The sequence below is a fragment of the Flavobacterium sp. CAN_S2 genome (assembly GCF_015752255.1).
Lineage (GTDB): Bacteria > Bacteroidota > Bacteroidia > Flavobacteriales > Flavobacteriaceae > Flavobacterium.
In genome coordinates, this window is the sequence record NZ_JADOVA010000005.1 from 60,198 (window position 1) to 82,815 (window position 22,618).

Sequence of the window (22,618 nt, forward strand, 5' to 3'; positions counted from 1 at the left end):
TTTCATAGTGTCAGGTTTTCTTTTTTATTTAACTACTGTTTAACTAAAAAATGCTTTGATAAAACAAATTTTTATCTAATTTTATAAAAAATTTCAATTATGAAAAATCTATTATACACAGCGACTTGCGCTTTGATGTTATTTAGTTGTCAAAACCAGGCACAACCACAAAAATCTGAAAATAAAATGAGTACACCAGTAGTTGCTAAAGAAACGATTTATCAGTTCAAAGTAGAAGATTTATCTGGAAACAGTTTTGATTTTGCTTCTTTGAAAGGTAAAAAAATCATGATTGTAAATACCGCTTCAAAATGTGGATTAACGCCACAGTACAAGGACCTTGAAGCAATTTATAAAGAATACAAAGACAAAGGATTAGTAATTGTAGGTTTTCCGGCTAATAATTTTGCGTCACAAGAGCCAGGAACTAATGAAGAGATTGCAACTTTTTGCCAAATGAATTATGGAGTGACTTTCCCAATGATGGATAAAGTTTCTGTAAAAGGCGATGACATGGCGGCTATTTATCAGTTTTTGACTCAGAAATCTAAAAATGGATTACAAGATTCAACTGTAGAATGGAATTTTCAAAAATACCTAATCAACGAAAAAGGAGAATTAGAAAAAGTCATTTCTCCAAGAACATTAGTAACAGATCCAGAAGTATTGAATTGGATTAAAGCATAATCAAGAAGTAATAAAATAATAAAGCGATTTTCGGGAAACTGAAAATCGCTTTTTTTTATTTTTAAATCTACAAATTAAAACTTTTCGTTTTTGAAAATTTCCGCAACAGCAGCTTCGTAATTCCGAATACTTTGCGCTTTTTTTATTTTTTTCAAAACCTTATGCGGATTTGAAAACGTAGCTGAAAAATATTCCCATAAATGGTACATCTTCAATAAAATATGGGTTGAACCAGAAAGAGATTCACTATAAATAGCATACAAAGTATCGTGAAACGCACTGAACAATTCTATTTTGTTTGCAGGATATTCTGAAGTATTGTTTTTTATCATACTGGGTAAAAATGGATCCGAAATTAATCCTCGGCCAATCATCCAATGATCAATGGTTGGAAAGCGTTGCTGCATTTCATGAAATTTAGCTACCGAAGTAATATCACCATTATAATACAATTTATGTTTGGTATTATCTACACATAATTGAAACGCATCTAAGTTTACGCCACCTTTATACAGTTGTTTCCCAATACGTGCATGAATCGCAATATTCTTAATTGGATAGGTATCTAAAATAGGTAAAACATCAAGAATTTCTTCACTGTTGTCGTAACCCAAACGCATTTTCATAGACACAATAATGTCAGATTCAGTATGGGCTCTGTGAAGGATATTGTTGATTTTTTCGGGATTACTTATTAAGCCGGAACCCATACCAGACTTGGTCACCATAGGATAAGGACAGCCTAAATTCCAGTTTAACTCTTTATAACCCAATTCTCGAACATATTTTGCTACAAATAAAAATTCATCGGCATCGTTTGTTATCACTTGCGGAATTACCTCTAAATCAAGATTATTCTCTGGAAGCAGGTCGCGTTCGTAAGACGGTTTGATAACCATTTTTCCGTTTAAGCGAATGTAAGGCGAGTAAAAAGTGTCAATTCCTCCAAATAATTTGTTTTGGGCATTTCTAAAACGAAAGTCGGTAAATCCCTGTAAAGGAGATGAAAGTAAGGTATAATCCATGAAATTTTTAGTTGCGCAAATATACTATAAAGTAGCAAGTCAGACAGTTTTTAAACTTGAACATGTTGAAAAATGAATTTTATTCTTGCAAAAATTTAATTATTCTAAAATCAATTGCATAAAAACGGAGCTCAACCAACGATCAAATTTATATCCGGATTCTTTTATAACGCCAACGGTTTCAAAACCATACTTTTTATGAAAAGCGATACTTCCTTTGTTTTCGGAGTCAATAACGCCAATCATAGTGTGGTATTTTTGTTTTTTTGCCAATTGGATAAGTTCAGCCAATAATAATTTTCCAACTCCTTTTCCTAAAAATTCTTCTGCAACATAAACCGAATGTTCCACTGTAAAACGGTAGCCTATTTTATGACGAAAAGTCCCATAAGTAGCGTATCCAATCGTTCCATTTTCAGTTTCAGCAACAATCACAGGCAAGTCATGAGCCATTTTGTCTTCAAACCACAATTTATGGGTTTCAAAATCTCGTGGCTCATAATCATAAATCGAAGTACTGTTCAGTATTTGGTGATTGATGATTTCCAATATTGTATCTAAATCGGTAAAAACAGCCGGTCTTATTTTGATTTCCATATAGAATTTATTTTCGTTCAAATTTAAGAAAACTATTTAAGATTAGAGAAAAACCTTTACATCTTTGTATCTTTGTTTCTTTGAAACTAAAACAATGATTTACCCCAAAATACCTTTAGCACAAAGCATTATTGAAATTTGTTTGGCCAAAGGAATCACCACTATAATTATTTCTCCGGGTTCTCGAAATGCCCCGCTTACAATTGGTTTTGTAAACAATCCCGCTTTTCAATGTTACAGCATTGCTGACGAGCGTTCGGCTGCATTTTTTGCATTGGGAATCGCACAACAAACCAAACAACCAGTGGCTTTAGTGTGTACTTCCGGTTCTGCTTTATTGAACTATTATCCGGCTTTTGCAGAAGCATTTTACAGCCAGATTCCTATGATTGTGATTTCGGCAGACAGACCGCAAAGTAAAATTGATATTGGTGACGGACAAACTATCCGACAAGAAAATGTATTCGAAAACCATTCTTTATACAATGCTAATTTGCATGAGGATGTTTCGACCGAAAATGATTTAAAAATCAACGAAGCGATAAATACTGCGATCACTCAAAAAGGTCCTGTTCACATCAATGCGCCTTTTGAAGAGCCTTTGTACGAAACCGTTTCGGAGCTTTCAGTCGAAGTGAATACTGTCGCTTCCGCAAATGCTACTCAGACGATTTCCATTGAAGATGTTTCAGAATATGCAACGATTTGGAACAATTCCACAAAAAAAATGATTTTGGTTGGCGTCAATGACCCAAATGCCATCAACGAAAAAATAATTGAGGCTTTCGCTAAAGATGAGTCGGTTGTAGTGTTGACCGAAACCACATCTAACGTGCATCATGATACTTTAATCAATAATATAGACACGATAATTACACCTTTTTCCCATGAAGATTTTGAAAATTTTCGTCCGGAGATTTTAGTTACTTTTGGCGGAATGGTCGTTTCAAAACGAATCAAGGCTTTTTTAAGAAAATACAAACCAAAACACCATTGGCATATCGATTCTTGGAGAGCGTATGATACGTTTGGCGCTTTGACCAAACATTTTGAAGTAAATCCAAATGTGTTTTTCGACACTTTCTTGCCACTTACAAAATCAATAGGAAGTAATTATTTCGAGCAATTAGATGCTGTAAAAGCGTTGCGAAAGCTAAAAAGTGATATTTATTTAAACAAAATTCCTTTTTCGGATTTTAAAGTTTTCGAAAAAGTGATTCAGTGTTTGCCAATCAACACTCAATTACAAATCAGTAATAGTTCAGCAATTCGATATGCGCAATTAATTGATGTTCATCCTTCGATTGAGGTGTATTGCAATCGTGGTACCAGCGGAATCGACGGAAGTACTTCTACAGCTATTGGCGCGGCTGTCTCTGCATATGGACGAGATGAAAAACAAACCGTTTTCATAACGGGAGATATTGGATTTTTGTATGATAGCAATGCGTTATGGAACAATTATATCCCGAAAAACTTCAAGATTATTCTAATCAATAATGGAGGCGGAGGAATTTTTAGAATTTTACCCGGACACGAAGAAAGTCCTGTTTTTAACACCTTCTTTGAAACTTCACATTGTTTAACTGCGGAACATTTGGCTAAAATGTATGGTTTTGAATATAGTATTGCCAGCGATGAAGCGAGTTTAGCGACAAGTTTGACTGCTTTGTATGCTCAAAATGAAAAACCAAGTATTTTAGAAATTTTCACACCTACTTTGGAAAACGACAGCATTTTACTGCAATATTTTAAAGAATTGGTTTAATTATTTTTTTCAAATTCGTAAAATGAGATGAATTAATGTTTAAATTTGATTATATAAAAACCTATTAATCAATAACAAAACCTTAATTTATGAGTGCAAGAGACGAATTAATTGTAAAGTATGCTGCCGATTTGAAAGACAAATGTGGCGTTAATCCAGACATGGATTTGTTGACAAAAGTAACTATTGGTTGTGGTCCGTCAATTTATAATGATGATTCTGCAACCGTAGCCGGAACCCAACAAGCCGAATTAGATACGGTGAAAAACAATTTTTTAATCAAGAAATTGGGACTAGCAGATGGACTGGAATTAGATGCAGCGATAGACGCCGTTATGGAAAAATACGGTCGTTCAAATAAAAATAAATATAGAGTGGTCGTGTATTATTTACTTACAGTTCACTTCAAAAAAGAGAGCGCTTATAATTAATGCTTAATTTGTAAATAGTATCCATAAAAAAAGCGTTTGCCTCGGCAAACGCTTTTTTGTTTAGTATTGAACGCTTTTTAACGAATTGGTATTGGGAAAACCGGTAAACTGGAATGTCCTAATGCATCAACTGCTTGTACGGCAAAGAAAAAATTGTCTTTAGAATAAGGGATTTCAGTTTTTGTGTCTTTTACAAAAATTGCTTTTTCCCAATGTTGCGATGATGTTTCTCTGATAAGAATGTTATATCCATAAACCGATTTTCCTTCAGGAGCGGTCCAAACTAAAGTAGAAAAATTAGTCAAGTCCTTTACTTCAATTCCTACGTTTGTTGGTGCTTTTGGAGACCAAGCCAAATTGCTGAATGTAGCCAAGTTAGAACAGGTTACTTTCTTCATATATTCAAAGTCCATAAACTCGGCAAGATCGCCGTATTGGATGTTATTTTCTTTTCTAACATTTTGATGTTGGTGATCGTAGTTTTCGTTCATTTCACAAAAACGAACAGCTGTAAATCCATTTTGACTGAATGGAGTGTGATCGCCACCACGCAAGAAACGGTCGTTGCGATACACTAAATTAATATCTAATTGTTCTACATATTGATTGGTAACCGTTTTGATGTATCGGGCTAATTGTCTGGATGGACTGTCATTATCACGATTGGTTGATTTACGCATTTTTGACTCCGCTTCCGTTTCTAAGAATGGAATTGTTTCACTAAAAACACGAACTTTAGTATTATCACGCAATAAAGTTCCACTGGATAAACTGTTTCCAATCATGTCATTATTGAGCATCGCAATAACATTCCATTTTCCATCTTTGGCAACATCCGCTAAATGTTTGGCTCCGTATAATCCTTGTTCTTCACCAACAACAGCGACAAAAATTAAGGTAAAAGGAAATTCTCTTTGGCTCATAATTCGGGCCAGTTCCATCATGGCAGCTACTCCGGAAGCATCGTCGTTTGCACCTGGTGCATCTGATTTGGCATCCATAACATCTGAAGCTCGGGAATCTAAATGGCCGCTTATAATTAATACCCGATCATCTGAAGGATCAGTTCCTTTTAAGGTTGCCATAACATTACCCAACTGGCTGTCAGTTGCAATACGTCTTCCATCGGCTTTGATGGTGAAAAAATCAATCACAGAAGTCAGTCTTCCGCCAGATGCCAAAGCATATTTATCAAATTCTGATTTTACCCAGCGTTGGGCTGCGCCAATGCCGCGGGTGTTGCTTTTGGTATCGCTTAATGTATGTCGGGTTCCAAAAGATACGAGTTTTCGAACTGTAGCTTCCATGTTTTCCGATTTTACTTCGGCAACCATTTTTTTTATTTCCGGGTCATCGACTGTGGTTTGTGCGTAATTGGTATGAGAAATGAATAGTAGTAGGAACAAACAGAGAATTGAGGTTGGTTTCATTAATAAGGTTTTTTAGTTTTCTCAAAGTTAGTAAAAAAGAAAAAGAAAGTATAAACCAAATTGATTTTTAGGAATTGTTTACTCTTGTACTATTCGAAATTTTGACAAACAAAAAATCCTAATCTAGCCCCGATAGAAGCAAGTATCCCACGCTTTTGGGCGTGGATACTGCGGACAGCGGGACAACTCGTGATGAAATAACGGAAAGTTATGCTCCTAAAAAAGAAAATAATGATCGGATTCAGGCTTTGTTTTTTTGTGGACGGTTTCTTAATTTACTATTTTCAAACTTCGTACCTTTGCGCTTTAGAAATTGAAAGAAAATGATTGAAATAGGAAAATACAATACTCTTACCATATTACGCGATACCAAAGTGGGTTTGTTTCTGGGCAATCCAGAACAAGATCCTGAAGGAATTCATGATATTCTTTTGCCTAACAAATACGTTCCCAACGAATTTGAAATAGGTGAGGAGTTGATTGTTTTTGTGTATCTAGACCACGAAGAAAGACCCGTTGCAACCACATTAGAACCTTATATTTTATTGAATGAATTTGCACTTTTGCGTGTGAATTATACCAATCAAATTGGTGCTTTTATGGATTGGGGAATGGAAAAGGATATTTTGGTTCCGTTCAAAGAGCAGGCACGTCCTATGGAAAAAGGTAAACGCTACTTGGTATATCTTTATATGGACGAGAAAACCAATCGTTTGGTGGCTTCCAGTAAATTGAATCAGTTTTTAAAAAATGATCACTTAACGGTTGAAAAAGGGGAAGAAGTAGATTTAATTGTTTCTCATATCACTGAATTAGGAATTAACGTTATCATCAACGAAAAGTACAAAGGTTTGATGTACAAAGATGAAGTGTATGATGATGCGATTCGCACGGGAGACCGCATGCGAGGGTATATCAAGACAATTCGTCCGGATAATAAGATTGATGTGGCATTACAAGTTCAAGGATATCAAAGTATCGAACCAAATGCAGAAAAAATTCTGGATGAGTTAAGAGCCAGCAGAGGTTTCTTGCGTTTGACTGATAATTCACATCCGGAAGACATTAAAACGGTTTTGAAAATGAGTAAAAAAACCTTCAAGAAAGCGATAGGAGCTTTGTACCGAGAGAAATTAATCGAAATCAAGGAAGACGGGATTTACTTGGTTAAGGAATAAAAAAAAGAAAGACTAATCGTAACGGTTAGTCTTTCTCTTTTTAATGTTGTTTTAGAATATTAAATTCTGGCAACATTAAAATAAATTTGAAGTTCAAAGTAGCTTTATCCGCTTCTAAGCGCAATAGTATGCTCGATACTATTTTAAAAATATTAACTTAAGCGTAAGTACTTTAAAAGATAGTTTTGTCTTTAAATGTACAATCACTTGCTTACGAGTTAAGAAATAATTTCACAATAAGGCCGCTGGTTTTCTATATATTGGAAGATAATTTTCTAAACAATTGTTTATTAATGTCTCACTTTTGCAAGGACAAGAAAAATAACTCTTTAATTTAACCCTAGGTGTTACTTTTTATTTTTTACTGCTGGGGCAAATGCTAGTATCATTAGCTCGTTTATCGGGGCTTTGAAAATATTTTTATAAGTTATTACCGTAGAAAAAGGAGCGACAACATTTTTAATTGCATTCAATACATTCTTTTTTTAGGTTAATAAATCAGTGAAGAATCAATAATTAATCAAGATAAAGAATTTGTATTCATCTGATTAGCTTGTTCTAAAATTAAAAATAATTTGAATTGGCAACTGTTAAAATGCTATTTTTTTATAGTTTTTTAACATTTTAAAGCCTTTAATCAGAGAAGGATTACCATAAGGTTATGCAAATAGAATAGATAAAATGTAAAAAATGATTTATTTTTACACTAAAATAATTTAAATCAATTGTAATGGATTGGATCACTGCTAAAGAATACGAAGATATCACTTATAAGAAATGCAATGGCGTTGCCAGAATTGCTTTCAACAGACCAGATGTGCGCAATGCGTTCCGTCCGAAAACAACCGCAGAATTGTATAATGCCTTTTACGATGCACAAGAAGATACGTCCATTGGTGTGGTTTTACTTTCTGCCGAAGGGCCTTCTTCTAAAGATGGCGTGTATTCTTTTTGCAGCGGTGGTGATCAAAACGCACGTGGGCATCAAGGTTATGTGGGCGATGATGGACAGCATCGTTTGAATATTTTAGAAGTACAACGTTTAATTCGATTCATGCCAAAAGTAGTTATCGCTGTAGTTCCAGGTTGGGCTGTAGGTGGAGGACACAGTTTGCATGTAGTGTGCGATTTGACTTTGGCGAGTAAAGAGCACGCTATTTTCAAACAAACGGATGCTGATGTTACGAGTTTTGACGGTGGATACGGTTCGGCTTATTTGGCTAAAATGGTGGGACAGAAAAAAGCACGCGAGATTTTCTTCTTGGGACGCAATTATTCTGCTCAGGATGCAATGGATATGGGAATGGTAAATGCAGTAATTCCACATGCTGAATTAGAAGATACGGCTTACGAATGGGCTCAGGAAATTTTGCAAAAATCTCCAATGGCAATTAAAATGCTGAAATTTGCGATGAATCTTACCGATGATGGAATGGTGGGACAACAAGTTTTTGCTGGTGAAGCTACAAGACTTGCATATATGACTGAAGAAGCTAAAGAAGGAAGAAACGCATTCCTCGAGAAAAGAAAACCGAATTTTGAGAAAAAATGGTTGCCGTAATTTTTAACTTTTTTATAAAGCTTTATTTATTTAATATTTAAAACGACAAGTATTGGGATGTTTATTAATTGTTACAGAAATCTATTCTTTTGTAGATAAAATATGGCCATTTATAGCCCTTATTTCAGGCGCGTCTTTGTGGGAATTATTTAAATATTTTTTTCCAGATATAAAAAAGATATATGACGATAGGATTAATGCAAAGAAAAATTTGTACAAAAGTATTGACCCTATTTTGAAATCTTCTAGTGAATTATATGGGAAATTAGAATCTTTATCGAAAGAAGATTTTGCAACGTTTATCAATATTCAAAATTCAAATTCAGATGATCCTTTACATAATCAGAAATATGTATATTATTTATTTGCTCAGTTTTGGGGACAATTAGAACACATAAGGATAATTAATCAATATAATTCTCTTACTAGAATTAATAAAGGAAAAGAATTGTTGAGATTTATAGAAACATTTGAATCAAGGAAATATAGAATTCTAGATCGATCAAAACAAAGAATTATTGGTGAAATTTTGATTCAAGGCGGTGGTGAAAATTTTAGAATAATGAGTATTAATGAATTTATTATGCAACTTAATAAAAATGATTCAAGTTTAATTTTATGGATTAAAGAACTAGAAGATTTTTTTATGTCAGTAGGGGAAGTAAAAAAACGCCAGATTGTACTTAGATACGGAATACTTTTGGCTATTTTTATAGATCACTTTGATCCAGATCATAAGGTTGTTAGACGCAGAAATATTTACAAAAATAAATTGACCAAGGATAGTAAATTAATGGTAAAAGATAATTTGTTAAATCATTATTTAAAGTTTACTAAAAACCAAAATAGATATTATTAAAAAAAAATAAGAGCCCGCCGGTCTTACATGCGAATTAACACAATGCCTTTGAACTCTTTCATTATCATAGAGTAAATATCTCACATTTTATTTCACAAATATATAAAATAATATTATTAATGCAAGAAAATTTCACAAACGAAACGATTGATACGCGCCAACTTCCAAAATTTGAGGAAGTCACTTTTACGAATTTGCATCCTAAATACATTTGGGTGGTATTGATTAATTTGGCATTATTTATTGGCATACTTATTCTTGTTCCAATATTGTTTTCCATGTTTAAACCCGAACTGTTTTCCGGAAGAGTCTGGTTAATCTTAGGTGTCGTTATTCCTATATTCTCAGTTTTGTTGGTAGCATTTTCTATTATTGGATTTAAGAAAAAAGGATTTGCTTTCCGAGAACACGATGTGCTTTTCAGGTACGGAATTATTGCTACAAATACGATTGTAATTCCTTATAATAGAGTACAGCATGTGGCTTTGCATGAAGGATTAATTTCACGTTATTTTGGTCTGAACAAAATTGAAATTTTTACAGCCGGCGGAAGTTCCAGTGATATTGAAATCCCGGGAATCGAAAAAGAACAAGCTGAAAATATCAAACAATTGTTAATGGGTAAAATACAAAAACAATTGTAATGGGAGCCGATTTTAGTCAGCCGCAAAGGCAATCTTCAATAGGGATTTTGGTAATGTTTTTTTACACGCTTCAGCAATACGCAAGAGCGTTGTGGCCTATGATTGTGATTTGGATTTTTAAGTTTGACGAGGTTAATAAATTGTATTTTTTCCTTGGGATGATTGCCGTATTTGCAAGTGTTGGAGTTGTTTCCTATTTGAAATACCTAAATTTTACTTTCTTTTTGGATGCCGAAAACGACGAATTTATCATTATAGAAGGCGTTTTTAATAAAACCAAAACCGCGATTCAACTACGCAAAATCCAACAAGTAAATATCGATCAGTCTTTTATCCAAAAGTTAATTGGGGTTTATGAATTGGATGTGGATACAGCCGGAAGTAATAAAAAAGAAGGCACTATAAAAGCGATTTCTCATGAATTGGCTTTGGAGTTGAAATTTCGTTTATTGGAAAATGAAGAACTAAAGAGTATAATTGGAACTGAAACAACTTCATTGGAGGAAACAGAGCAAAAACTATTTGAAGCTGCGCATCCTTTCATAAAAATTAGTTTTTTGAGTTTGCTGAAAGTTGGAATAACTTCTAATTACGGGAGAAGTATCGCTTTGCTGGTGATTTTCTTTAGTACGATTTACGAAAATTTTCAAAATTTGGGAGATGAAAGTAATGTTTATAAAGAAAAAGTAGGCTCTTACATCGATAAAAACTTAGTGTTGCAAACTATTTTAACATCTATAATTCTGTTGTTTGTAGTAGTTTTGGTTGTGAATGTAATCCGTACTGTTTTCAAATACTATGATTACAAAATAACCCGACAAAAAGGATCTTTGCTGTTATCTTTTGGATTGTTGAATACAAAAAGTACCATCATCAAGCCAGAAAAAGTTCAGATTACAACCATTAAAAGGAATTATTTCCAAAAGAAAATGGGGATTCTCGAGCTGAAAATTAGACAAGCGACCAGCGGAGAAAAAGAAGAACGAAAATCAATAATTGAAATTCCTGGCTGCAGTGAGACTGAGAGAGATTCGATATTGAGATTATTGTTTCATAAAATTCCTGAAAAGGGGTTGATGTTGCAACCTAATTTTCGTAAACTTATTTTTTCTGTTTTTCTTTCAATAGGATTACCTTTGTTTGGATTTTTAGGGATTGGATATTGGTTTGAGCCTATAATTTTTGAATACAGTTATGTAGTGCCAGTGTATGTAGTTGTTATTGGATTAATCCAATATTTTAGATTTAAAAATAATCTATTATTTATTCACCAGAATTTTATAATAAAGCAAAGTGGTGCTTGGGACATCAGCAACGATATTATTGAGCCCAGTAAAATACAAGCAATTACAACTTCGCAGCTTTTCTGGCATAAAAAGTTGAATATTGGTTCCATAACATTACATACTGCAGGAGGAAATATTGCTTTTCAGCTAGCGAATTATTCAATAGTAAAACAACAAGTCAACCATTGGTTGTACGAAATAGAAACTTCCGATAGCAATTGGATGTAATGAAATGGTTTAAAGTTTATGGTTTAAAGTTGTTCATGCAACAAATCTTAAGTTTTAAACTTCAAATTTTTAAATAAAAAAATATGAAACATTGGATTGAAGCCGCACGATTACGAACCTTACCCTTATCGGTTTCTGGAATAATAGTTGGGAGTATGTATGCTTTGGCGCACCCAACTGACAGTATATTAACACCAACAGAAGTCTTTAATTGGCGATTGTTTGGCTTTGCCATTTTGACAACATTAGGATTGCAAATACTGTCCAATTTTGCTAATGATTACGGTGATGGATTGAAAGGAACGGATAATGAAGATCGCGTAGGGCCAAAACGCGCGATACAAAGCGGTGTGATTACTCCACAAGCCATGAAACGCGCCATTATAATAACATCAGCCTTGACGTTGCTTTCGGCGATGTTATTGATTTATTATGCGTTCAGAGATACAAATCTATGGTATTCCTTTTTCTATTTAGTATTGGGAATTCTTTCCATTGTATCTGCCATTCGATACACGGTTGGAAATACGGCGTACGGCTACCGTGGATTTGGCGATGTATTTGTGTTTGTGTTTTTCGGATTGGTGAGTACTTTAGGAGTGAATTTTTTATATTCGAAACAATTGGATGCGTTGTTGGTTTTACCGGCGGTCGCTATTGGATTATTGAGTGTGGGTGTTTTGAATTTGAACAATATGCGTGACGAAGCATCGGATAGAAAATCAAATAAAAACACGATTGTTGTAAAAATTGGTGGAGCCAAAGCTAAAATATACCATTACATTTTGATTGTAACCGCGATGGTTTTGGTGTTAATTTTTGCAATTATTGACGATTTTCACTTTGATCAATATTTGTTTTTATTGGCTTACATACCTTTAATAAAGCATTTAAATACGGTCTATAAAAATCAAAACGCTAAGGAATTAGATCCCGAATTAAAAAAACTGGCGCTGAGTACTTTTGCACTTTCAGTTTTATTGTCGTTAGGTATGATTTACTTTTTTTCGGATATCATTGTAAATACTTTTTTAGGCGGCAGATAAATTAATAATCAAGTAGGGAATTATTCCATTTTAAATCAATAAATATGAAAATAACATTTTACGGTCATGCGTCATTAGGTATAGAAGTTGGAGGAAAACACATTATTGTAGATCCTTATATTTCGGCTAATCCAAATGCAGCGCATATTGACATTGACACTTTAAAAGCAGATTATATTTTGCTTACCCACGCTCACGGAGACCATATTCTGGATGTTGAGGCAATTGCAAAAAGAACAAATGCAGTAATTGTTTCTAATGCAGAGATTGCGGGTTATTATGGCGCAAAAGGCTTTCAATCGCATCCCATGAATCACGGCGGAAGTTGGAATTTCGATTTTGGGAAACTGAAATATGTAAATGCTATTCATTCCAGTTCTTTTCCTGACGGTAGTTATGGGGGGAATCCGGGCGGTTTTGTTATCGAGGGCGAGCATAAAAACGTATATATTGCGGGCGATACGGCGCTGACTATGGATATGAAAATTATTCCGATGCGCACTAAACTTGATTTAGCAATTTTGCCGATAGGTGATAATTTCACCATGGATGTCGAGGATGCCATAATCGCTTCTGATTTCTTGGACTGCGATAAAATTCTGGGTTACCATTTCGATACTTTCGGTTATATCGAAATTGACCATGAGGAATCCATTCGTAAATTTTTCAATAAAGGAAAAGATTTGATGTTACTGGAAATAGGAAGTTCCATAGACTTGTAAAGTCATTGCGAGTTTTTCGAAGCAATCTCCTGCTATTCGCTTGTATCTTTACTTGCTTAAAAAAGCAAGTAAAGGATACCGCTGCTATCAGGGCTAGGTTAATCGTTGCTATAATACTTTATCAACTTTGCTAAAACTTTGTGTTTAAATTTTAAAGAATTCCAAGTCAATCATGCATAAAAAGAATTTCATCGTTTTATTTCTGTTGCTAATTACTGCAAATACCGTTTTCTCTCAAAAGGACGGCTATTGGGATAAAACCCGCGCTACAACTGAAGAAATAACGGTTTCCGCTAGAGACAGAATTATCATAAAAACCCAAGATTTTCCTGAAGGAACTACAGAAGTCGTTTATAGAATAACGCTTTTGGATAAAAATCAGCAAATGGCGGGCAGTTTAGTTTCGGTTTTAAAAGCAATTCCGGATCCAACAGGAATCAGTCAGGGTTCAGCAGGAGCTGTTTTTATCTTGTCTAAAATTTCAGGAGATGACAAATGCAAGTATGCTGTTTTCTCTAGCGCTGAATTAGCTGTAAAATACAAAGAAAACGGAAAAACGGATGATGCGTGTTTGGTTCAGGATACACCAGTCAGTAAAGACGCCAAGCGACTTTCTACAGAGAAATCGGCTTGTATGCAATCAAATTCAGGGAATTTATGGTTTGGTTTCGAAAGTAAAAACTGGATTATGAACCAAAAAATCATTCTGGAAGTCGTGCCATGGGTTGATAATAAACTCAGTCGTGGCTGGACAATTGAAAACAGAAAAGCAATCATAGATCAATGCAAAACCTCTAATTTGGCTCAAAAAATGACTAATTCAGATGATTTTTGCGTTTGTATTCTCGATAAAATTCAATCTAAATACAAGTTTAAGGAATTCCAAAAATTATTGGCTGTAGAGCGTGCAAAAGCGTTCAAGGATTTTGGAAACAGTTGTTTTGGCGAAAGCAGTCTTTCTAAAAGCTTGTATGATGATTTACGCAAGCAAGCCGCTGCATTAGCAAAACAAGGAAAGCAAGGCGAAGCTATCTTAAAACTGACAACAATAATCAATGATGGAAAAGCAACTGCTTTGGATTACAACGCAATAGGAAGTAGTTATGTGTTGACGAAGCAGTACGGTAAAGCAATTAAATTCTTGAAAGAAGGTGAGAAGATCGATGATACGGAGTTGTTGATACAAATGAATTTGGCGCATGCCTATTTATTGAACGATAATTATTCGGCAGCAAAAGCTATTTACAAAGAGTATCAATCTCAAAACGTTACAGATAGTTTGAGTTGGACTCAAAAAATAAAACAAGATTTCGCTGCTTTAAAAAAGGCAGGAATTACTTCCAGTGATTTTGAAAGAATTTTGAAGTTAATCGAAAAATAGATTAAAACTTAAATGACTTATATGTTTTAAAGAAGCGATTAATTTGTTTTTACCATATAAGTCATTTAAGGGCATTAAAGTTTTGAGATAATAAGTTAGATATAAGTATACTAGATTAAAAATAACTCATAATTTAAAATTCCTTGAAAGCAACCTACCACAAATATATTCTAAATTTCAAACGGCCATCGGGAACTTCCCGTGGCGTTATGACCGAAAAAGAAACTTGGTTTATTGTCTTGGAACAGGACGGTAAAAAAGGAATAGGAGAATGTGGAATCCTTCGCGGATTGAGTATTGATGATCGTTCGGATTATGAAGAAAAAATACAATGGACTTGCAATAATATTCACTTAGGAAAAGACCAGCTTTGGGAGGTTTTAGTGGAGTTTCCTTCGATACAGTTTGGAGTGGAAATGGCGTTCCAATCTTTAGTGAGTGAAAGTCCATTTTTGTTGTTTCCTTCGGACTTTACAAATGGTACAAAATCAATCTTGATAAATGGTTTAGTTTGGATGGGTGAGGAGGCTTTTATGAAGCAGCAAATCGAAGAAAAATTAGCGCAGGGTTTTACATGTATCAAACTCAAAATTGGAGCGATAGATTTCGATAAAGAACTGCAATTATTGCGATTTATTCGGGAACATTTCACTCCAGAGCAAGTCGAAATTCGGGTGGATGCTAACGGTGCTTTTGATGAAGATAAAGCTTTAAATAAATTATTTCAATTATCTGAATTTAAGTTGCATAGTATTGAACAACCAATACAAAAAAATCACACTGACAGTATGACAGAGCTATGTAAAATCACTCCTTTTCCTATTGCTTTGGATGAAGAACTGATTGGTGTGTTTACTTTGGCAGAAAAAGAACAATTATTAGAGAAAATCAAGCCTCAATACATTATTTTAAAGCCAAGTTTTGTAGGTGGTTTTCGAGGTACACAAGAGTGGATTTCATTGGCTGAAAAGCATAAAATTGGGTGGTGGATCACCTCTGCTTTGGAGAGTAATATTGGACTGAATGCGATTGCGCAATGGACCTTTTTACAACATAATTTGATGCCTCAGGGATTAGGAACCGGAGCGCTTTATACCAATAATTTTGACTGTCCGCTGGAAGTTTCAGAGGGGCAATTATGGTATAAAAATGAATTGAATTGGGCGTTTGATTTTGACCTTTTACAATAGATTATTTCGTAGTTTTCTTTTGTTCGCCATCTCCTAGTAAAACGGATAGCGTCTTTAAGCTTGGTGTACGGTCCGCAATCAACTTTATGATACTTATGAACGGAATAAACAGAATCATTCCTGCAGCGCCCCAAATAATGCCTCCTACGATTACTACAATAATGATGACAAGTGTGTTTATCTTCAAACGACTTCCCACCGCAAAAGGAAATATAATATAGGCTTCAAGAGCTTGAACAGTAGAAAAAACGGCAATAACAGCTAATGGATACCAAATAGAATTATACGTGATCCAGGAAACGGCAATGGGCAATAGCGACGATATCATGATTCCCACATACGGAATGAAAGTGAGGATTGAGGCTATAAAACCAAATAGAAAGGGATTTGGTACCCCAATTATCCAAAGTCCAATGCTGTTTAATAAGCCAACTATTAAATATACCACTAACATACCTTTGATGAAATTGTAATATTCATGAATGGTTTCGACGAGGATTTCGTGAATCGTATTTTTTCTTTCGGGAGGGAAAAGTTCATACAAAGCATTTGATAACATTTGGCGATGGAAAAGTATTAATGCTGAGAAAACAGGAATCATTAATAAAAAAAATACAGATTCAGACAAGGAATATGCAGTGTTTCGTACTATTGAAAAAGCTTGCGAGCCAGAATTATTGAGTGTATTATTGATGAAATCACTTTGTTTTTCCAAACTAATATCAAATCGTTCTGAAATAAATAGGCTCAATTGATTTACTGTTTCTGTTAATTTCAATCTCAAAGATTGCCATTCTTGAAGGAATTCTGAAAATTGCGCGATTAGTAAGTAGATAATGCCTCCGACCAAAAGAGTCACTCCTAAAATAGAAATGAAAATAGCAATTCCTTTGTTTATTCCTTTTGTTTCCATCCATTTACAAACAGGATATAGAATAAAACCAATGAGTAACGAAAAGCTTAGCGGAATAAATAGTGTTTTGCCAAAATATAGCAGTAGACAAGCTAAGACTATCAACTGAAGAATTTCTAAAACAGAATATTTTCTGTTGGATTGAAATATAACGGGTGTTTTAGAAGATTGCAACATACAAATTTATTTTTAAATCCGTTTTTACGATTCTTTTATATACTATTTTTAATAAAAGTACGAATTTTAACGTATTGAAATACAGCAAATTGAATGTTTGTTATAATTAGATTTTATTATCCAATAATCGTCTGTGGTAATTGATTTGCCCCAAATGATAGGCTAGGTGTGTAGTCAAATGGATGAGCATGAACTCAGTAGATGTTTTATTTTCGAAAACTAAAATGGGATATTCTGCCTTTAAATTTTCTTCAGAAATAACATCAAGCGCATTGTTAACCACAATTAAGGTTGCTTCAATTTTTGATAATAATTCTGCTTTAGAGATGTCTTTCAGTGAAAATTCGAGTGCTCTGTTTCTAATATATCCAGTTTTTCCATATTGTGCACCAATGTAAGTGTTTAAGTTTCCAATTAAATGTAAACATAGATTTCCTGCTGAATTGCTGATATTACTTTCGATTTTCCAAAGATTAATTTCATTTTGGTACGATTCAATTTCAAATTTTAGCATGTTTAAATCCCTATTGAAAAGCATTTTTAAAGTTTCAATCAACATGGTGGGTGTCTTTATATTTTTTCAGCGATAAGAGTGCTTTTTCCTGAATTTTTTTCTGAAAGAAACCGGTCCATCCAAATAGATGTCCGGTAATTCCAAAAGCTTGTTTCGACCATTTATAAAGGTCAAATTCATCAGTATGTTTAATAATTAGTCCGTCTTTGAACTGAAATTGTGCCTGAATTACATTGACTACTTTTCTATTGGTTTTGCTGAAGTTGTAAGTGGCAATCCATTGTGCAGAACCTAAATATTCAGTAGCTTTTATAGCTGAGTATTCGATTTTAATATTTCCATTACTTTTTTCTATCAGCATTTTCCACATTTGGCAAACATCATTTCCTTTCAATAAACCGAAAACAGGATCACGAAATTGTATCGTTGAATCGTAACATTCACACATTGTTGCCGCATCTGCATTTGAAAAAGCAGAATAGAATTTTACCAGGGTTTTCTCGTTATCAGTCATGTTTTACATAAAATGATTAGTAAAATTACTGTTTTTTTGCTTTAATCTACTGTTTGAAATTGAAATTGTAAAATAGAAAAGCTAATCAGATGCTGTTTTATAACTATTTTTTAAAATAATTAATTCTCGTTCAAAGTGTTACCAGAGATTCATAGGTTATTTTTTGGAACAAAAAAAAGGATAGACTTTTAAGTTTCTATCCTTTTTGAGTATTAATAAAATGTATTCTCCGACTACTTTAAATTATTTAGCAGCAGGAATAACATCAATAATTACGGTACGATTGTAAAAACGTTCCTCTGGCGTTTTGTTGTCAAAAGGAGAATTATTTTCATTTTCACCAAAACCAGAAACTTCAAATTTCACATCATTTCTACCAGTTTTAGCTAAAGCATTTGCAATGATATTTTTTGCATCATTTGCACGTGCAAGAGATAATCCTTGATTGTACACCTCTTCACCAATTATATCCGTATGACCTTTGATAAGAACTGTCGCTCCTACAGGAATTTTTGGTGTAACTACTTCAGTAAGGTATTTTTCATACATCGTAATTGCTTTTGACGTATTAAATTCATAGATGATACTATATCTGGTACCTTCTACCATTGTAGCAGGAGTCCAAAGTGTCACGTGAACCGGAGTTTCTTTCTCTATAATTTTACCACTTTTGGTTTGACCAATCATTTTTACTTTAAAATCACCTTCTGGACGACTTCCTAAAATTGATTTTCCAGGAATTTTAACTTCTTCCTCAGTATACGGTCCAAAAGACTGTACTTTTCCTTGTTCGTCAGCTATTTGTAATGACCAAGAAGATAAAGCTTCACCAGCTCCTTTATTATTAAAGGTTACATAACTGTCAACAGGTGCGACTTGCGAAGCAACAATTTGAACTGGCTTTAATGGAGCATCAGGGCCACTTTGAAATTCCATCAATAAATCAGGACTGTTACTTTCAATAGAAACTCTGCGATCACCTTCACGTAACAACACTAATTCTTGAGTTCCTCCAGGTTGTTCTGATGGTATATTTGGTTTATCTTGACCTTTAGTTGTAATTCTCATTGCATTAATTGCAAATACATTTACTAAATAGGTTTTAACAGATTCTGCCATAGCAAGTCCATCTGTATTTCCTTTTTCTGATGAACCTACCAAAGTAATCGTAGAAGAAGGATTTTTTTGCATACGATCTCCAAGGATGTTTAATACATTGTAATAAACAGTCATTTGACGTTTAGAACGATCTGATAAATTTTTAGGAGCAAATGTTTCCAATTGATCTTCTTTGAAATCTTTAACTTGATCTTTCGTTAATAAAACATAACGATTTGGAATTTCAGTTGATCCTTCGTTAAAGAAAACGTAGTTTCTAAGTGGGAAAACTTCAGTCATTCTTTTTTCCCCTTGAACATTGCTAGGAGAATTCACAGTAAAATCAACCTCACGGTCTTTTACCATATCCGTAGCTTGTTGGATATTTTGTCCTTGACCAAATTTAAGGGCTACACCAGCTCTAATTGTAGTGATGTTCCAAGTTTCTGTAGCACGTGGATTTTGACCAAAATAAGGTTGGAAAGAAACAAAAGGAGATAAAACAAATTGTGTTTTGTTACTATCAGAAGAAAGTGGAATATCATATCCAGCGCCAATTTGCATGGACAAAATAGTTTTTTCAATTTCACTAAATTCACCTGATACCGCCGCTGAAGGCTCTTGATCTGGGAATGCAGGATTAATTCCTAACTGATATGTAAATGATTTATCCAGGTTGAAAGCCAAACGTGGACCTCCATAAAGGTAGAAATTAGATTTAAACGGAGCAAAACGTACGCTAGGTTCTACGGTGATGTAACTAAGATCAGTAGATAAATCAGCTGGACAGTCACATGCTGTAAGTACTTGGTCAAATGAACCTTTACGGCTATCAAAACCAGCTTGCAACATAACTCCCCATCTGGAAGTAGCAGGACGATATTCTAAAAGTGGCGCAATAAAAAGTCCAACACCGTCACCGTCATGAAAAGTAGCAGGAGGTGTAAATGCAGCATTTAGCTGATTTGTAGAACCACGGTAAAAGTTGAAATTTGCTCCACCGGCAACTCCAAAATACCAAGAAGGTTTTGCATATTTAATTGCTTGTGCTTCCTGTGCTTGTATAGGTGTTTGAACACTTAACCATGTCAAAGACACAAGTAAAAGACTTTTGATTGGTAAGTTATTAGGGGACCAAGCTTGGCGTAATCCCTTTTTTAAATTAGTTATATTGTTCATATTATTTATATTGTTTGATTCATTTTAAATATATCCCGCCTTTCGACGGGATAAAACTTTTTGTTTATTAAACCTATCGAACTAATGCTTAGTTAGCAGGTACATTGATAGTTGTATTCACCATAGTAACTGATGCTACTAAAGATATAGCTCTACCATTTAATACGGTTTGAACAGCGTTTCCAGCAGTTGAGAATGTAACTCCAGCGGAAGCAATAATAGTTCCCGTCATTACACCACCACCAGCACCATTAATCACAGCCGATGTACCTACATACCAATAAACGTTTTTAGCTTGAGCACCGTTTACTAATTTAACACTTTTAGCACCGTTTGGTCCAGCGATTCCTACTGTTAATCCTGCTGCTGTTTGAAAAATCCAAACTGCATTAGGATCTCCTTTAGCATCTAAAGTTAAATCACCATTTGATATTTTAAAAGTTGCACCTGCTGATTTATAAATTCCTGGAGCTAAAACTAGATTCCCTAATTCACCTGCACCTGGATCCATTCCACCTGGTTTTTGTGCTGGAGAAATACTAAGATAAGCTGCATTTGCATCAACTAATCCTTGAGTTGCAATAGCTGCTGAGGCAGCTGAACCTGGAGCTGGTGGTGCAGTATGGATTCTTCCAGTTACAAGACCTTTATTAAGAGGTGTTTCTGTATAAGTATCTCCTGTTGTACCATCGTGAAAACCTGTAATTAAAGTAGAGGCAGCGGTAGTTCCAATATTTCCATTAATCACGGTATTCAAACCTTGATTCGTAATTCCTGCGTTTCCTCCAAAAACTCCGAAAAATAAACCGCTTGCGGCTGCTGGAGGTGGAGTAACAACTGCTGGATTCACTGTTGAGAAAGTCCATACATAGTTATTTGCCAATGAAGCACCTGCTACATTTTTAGCTCCTGTTGTGATAGTTGCAGTATAAGTAAGTCCTGCCTCGAAAGAATTAACTGGATTAAATGAAGCGGTTGTTCCACTGTAAGTAACCACTCCTGCAATAACCGTTGTACCTTGTCTTAAAGTAAAAGTTGTAGCATTAATAGTTAAAGGATCCATAGCTGTGCTAAATGTCGCAGTAACCGTTTTGTTTAGATTTACTCCTGTTGCATTATTAAGAGGATCAGTCGCTGTAACTGTTGGAGCAGCTGCGGTAGTAAATTTCCATGAGTAATCACTTGCTAATGGTATACCTGATACACTTTTTGCACCTGTAGTGATAGTAACCGTATAATCATTATTTGCAACGTATCCATTAGTAGCTGTAAAAGATACTGTTGAACCTGCATAAGTAATTACACCAGGCACTGTAAAAGTTCCGTGTTTTACTGTAAATGTCGTACTGTTTAAAGTTAAAGGATCCATTGGTACGCTGAAAGTAGCAGTAACCGTTTTGTTTAAACTTACTCCTGTAGCATTATTAGCAGGATCAGTTGCAGTAACTGTTGGAGGTGCTTCTGTAGTGAAATTCCAAACATAATTAGCAGCTAAAGGTGTTCCATCTAAATTTTTTGCACCAGTAGTTATTGTAACAGTATAAATTCTATTAGCACTTAATGGAGCAGTTGGTGTAAAAGTCACTACTGAACCAGCGTAAGTAATCGTTCCAGGAATGGCATTTGTACCTTGATTTACAATGAAAGTAAAATTATTTATTGTCAATGGATCCATTGGCATACTAAATGTTGCAGTAATTGTTTTATTTAAAGGAACATTTGTAGCATTATTTGCAGGATCTGTTGTAATAACGGTAGGTACTATAATCATTCCAGTGCTAAATGTCCAAACATAATCCGTTTGAAGGGCATTACCCATAACATCTTTAACACCAGTTTTAATTCTTCCAGTGTAAGTAGTGTTTGGTTTCAGAAAACTTGAAGGAGTAAATGTAGCAGTTGTTCCGCTATAAGTAACTGTACCTGCAACAGCAGTACCATTAGCTTCCGTAACAATCACAGTAGCTTCATTAATCGTTGTTGGGTTCATTTCTTCATTGAATGTTGCAGAAATAACTTGTCTTAAAGGAACTCCTAAAGCTCCATTCAAGGGAATTGTAGAGGATACCACTGGACAAACGCCCTCCGTCTCTATAAAATTGTCTTCTGCACAACCAGAAATTAATGCAATAATCAATATTGCAAAGGTTAGTAGTAGTTTTTTAGTATTCATTTTTTAAAATTTAGGGG

Annotated in this window: 20 protein-coding genes; 12 read left to right on the forward strand and 8 right to left on the reverse strand. The window is 34.4% G+C overall.

Translation table 11 applies throughout. The features are described from left to right. Window positions 1-186 precede the first annotated feature (186 nt). Window positions 187-687, forward strand: a complete 501-nt coding sequence (locus IWX80_RS14075) for a glutathione peroxidase (protein ID WP_442899849.1) — start codon at window positions 187-189, stop codon at window positions 685-687. A 74-nt stretch (window positions 688-761) separates the two neighbouring features. On the opposite strand, the gene IWX80_RS14080 is transcribed toward IWX80_RS14075, so the two are convergent. Both IWX80_RS14080 and IWX80_RS14085 read right to left on the reverse strand, forming a co-directional pair. Further along, a complete protein-coding gene (locus IWX80_RS14080; protein ID WP_196854005.1) occupies window positions 762-1,712 on the reverse strand; it encodes a tRNA dihydrouridine synthase in 951 nt (316 codons plus the stop codon). A gap of 99 nt (window positions 1,713-1,811) precedes the next feature. Then, window positions 1,812-2,309 carry a GNAT family N-acetyltransferase gene (locus IWX80_RS14085; protein WP_091170345.1) on the reverse strand — a complete coding sequence of 166 codons (498 nt, stop codon included), beginning with the start codon at window positions 2,307-2,309 and terminating at the stop codon, window positions 1,812-1,814. Window positions 2,310-2,403: 94 nt separating this feature from the next. Here IWX80_RS14085 and menD point away from each other — a divergent pair, with 94 nt between their 5' ends. Beyond that, window positions 2,404-4,077 (forward strand): 2-succinyl-5-enolpyruvyl-6-hydroxy-3-cyclohexene-1-carboxylic-acid synthase, encoded by a 1,674-nt coding sequence (gene menD / locus IWX80_RS14090; RefSeq protein WP_196854006.1) that lies wholly within the window; start codon window positions 2,404-2,406, stop codon window positions 4,075-4,077. A gap of 89 nt (window positions 4,078-4,166) precedes the next feature. After that, the gene (locus IWX80_RS14095; RefSeq protein ID WP_196854007.1) at window positions 4,167-4,508 is read left to right on the forward strand and encodes a DUF2853 family protein; all 342 of its coding nucleotides are present in this window, start codon (window positions 4,167-4,169) and stop codon (window positions 4,506-4,508) included. A 77-nt stretch (window positions 4,509-4,585) separates the two neighbouring features. Here IWX80_RS14095 and IWX80_RS14100 read toward each other — a convergent pair whose 3' ends face one another. Continuing rightward, window positions 4,586-5,938 (reverse strand): M28 family metallopeptidase, encoded by a 1,353-nt coding sequence (locus IWX80_RS14100; protein WP_196854008.1) that lies wholly within the window; start codon window positions 5,936-5,938, stop codon window positions 4,586-4,588. A gap of 323 nt (window positions 5,939-6,261) precedes the next feature. On the opposite strand from IWX80_RS14100, the gene IWX80_RS14105 reads away from it, so the two are divergent. The 9 genes from IWX80_RS14105 (at window position 6,262) to IWX80_RS14145 (ending at window position 16,033) form a co-directional block, all read left to right on the forward strand. Continuing rightward, window positions 6,262-7,116 (forward strand): CvfB family protein, encoded by an 855-nt coding sequence (locus IWX80_RS14105; RefSeq protein ID WP_091170327.1) that lies wholly within the window; start codon window positions 6,262-6,264, stop codon window positions 7,114-7,116. A 730-nt stretch (window positions 7,117-7,846) separates the two neighbouring features. Beyond that, window positions 7,847-8,677 (forward strand): 1,4-dihydroxy-2-naphthoyl-CoA synthase, encoded by an 831-nt coding sequence (locus IWX80_RS14110; RefSeq protein WP_091170323.1) that lies wholly within the window; start codon window positions 7,847-7,849, stop codon window positions 8,675-8,677. 52 nt (window positions 8,678-8,729) lie between these two features. After that, a complete protein-coding gene (locus tag IWX80_RS14115) occupies window positions 8,730-9,536 on the forward strand; it encodes a hypothetical protein (protein WP_196854009.1) in 807 nt (268 codons plus the stop codon). 119 nt (window positions 9,537-9,655) lie between these two features. Beyond that, window positions 9,656-10,180 (forward strand): PH domain-containing protein, encoded by a 525-nt coding sequence (locus IWX80_RS14120; protein WP_196854010.1) that lies wholly within the window; start codon window positions 9,656-9,658, stop codon window positions 10,178-10,180. Then, the gene (locus tag IWX80_RS14125; RefSeq protein WP_196854011.1) at window positions 10,180-11,694 is read left to right on the forward strand and encodes a PH domain-containing protein; all 1,515 of its coding nucleotides are present in this window, start codon (window positions 10,180-10,182) and stop codon (window positions 11,692-11,694) included. Before IWX80_RS14120 ends, IWX80_RS14125 begins: the two co-directional genes overlap by 1 nt. A gap of 83 nt (window positions 11,695-11,777) precedes the next feature. After that, a complete protein-coding gene (menA, locus tag IWX80_RS14130) occupies window positions 11,778-12,740 on the forward strand; it encodes a 1,4-dihydroxy-2-naphthoate octaprenyltransferase (RefSeq protein WP_196854012.1) in 963 nt (320 codons plus the stop codon). Between the two features lie 44 nt (window positions 12,741-12,784). Continuing rightward, window positions 12,785-13,462: a metal-dependent hydrolase gene (locus tag IWX80_RS14135; RefSeq protein WP_196854013.1), complete on the forward strand. Its 678-nt coding sequence runs from the start codon at window positions 12,785-12,787 to the stop codon at window positions 13,460-13,462. A 172-nt stretch (window positions 13,463-13,634) separates the two neighbouring features. Further along, complete coding sequence (locus tag IWX80_RS14140) at window positions 13,635-14,843, forward strand: tetratricopeptide repeat protein (protein WP_196854014.1); 1,209 nt, start codon at window positions 13,635-13,637, stop codon at window positions 14,841-14,843. Window positions 14,844-14,986: 143 nt separating this feature from the next. After that, the gene (locus IWX80_RS14145; RefSeq protein WP_196854015.1) at window positions 14,987-16,033 is read left to right on the forward strand and encodes an o-succinylbenzoate synthase; all 1,047 of its coding nucleotides are present in this window, start codon (window positions 14,987-14,989) and stop codon (window positions 16,031-16,033) included. A gap of 1 nt (window position 16,034) precedes the next feature. Here IWX80_RS14145 and IWX80_RS14150 read toward each other — a convergent pair whose 3' ends face one another. The 5 genes from IWX80_RS14150 to IWX80_RS14170 all read right to left on the reverse strand — a co-directional run bounded on the left by IWX80_RS14150 (window position 16,035) and on the right by IWX80_RS14170 (window position 22,601). Beyond that, complete coding sequence (locus IWX80_RS14150) at window positions 16,035-17,123, reverse strand: AI-2E family transporter (RefSeq protein WP_196854016.1); 1,089 nt, start codon at window positions 17,121-17,123, stop codon at window positions 16,035-16,037. 106 nt (window positions 17,124-17,229) lie between these two features. Continuing rightward, window positions 17,230-17,682, reverse strand: a complete 453-nt coding sequence (locus IWX80_RS14155) for a DUF1572 family protein (protein WP_196854017.1) — start codon at window positions 17,680-17,682, stop codon at window positions 17,230-17,232. After that, window positions 17,672-18,151 carry a nuclear transport factor 2 family protein gene (locus IWX80_RS14160; RefSeq protein ID WP_196854018.1) on the reverse strand — a complete coding sequence of 160 codons (480 nt, stop codon included), beginning with the start codon at window positions 18,149-18,151 and terminating at the stop codon, window positions 17,672-17,674. The genes IWX80_RS14155 and IWX80_RS14160 overlap by 11 nt, the downstream gene beginning before the upstream one ends. Before the next feature lie 243 nt (window positions 18,152-18,394). Further along, window positions 18,395-20,428 (reverse strand): OmpA family protein, encoded by a 2,034-nt coding sequence (locus IWX80_RS14165; RefSeq protein WP_196854019.1) that lies wholly within the window; start codon window positions 20,426-20,428, stop codon window positions 18,395-18,397. An 88-nt stretch (window positions 20,429-20,516) separates the two neighbouring features. Next, window positions 20,517-22,601 (reverse strand): Ig-like domain-containing protein, encoded by a 2,085-nt coding sequence (locus tag IWX80_RS14170; protein WP_196854020.1) that lies wholly within the window; start codon window positions 22,599-22,601, stop codon window positions 20,517-20,519. Window positions 22,602-22,618 lie beyond the last annotated feature (17 nt).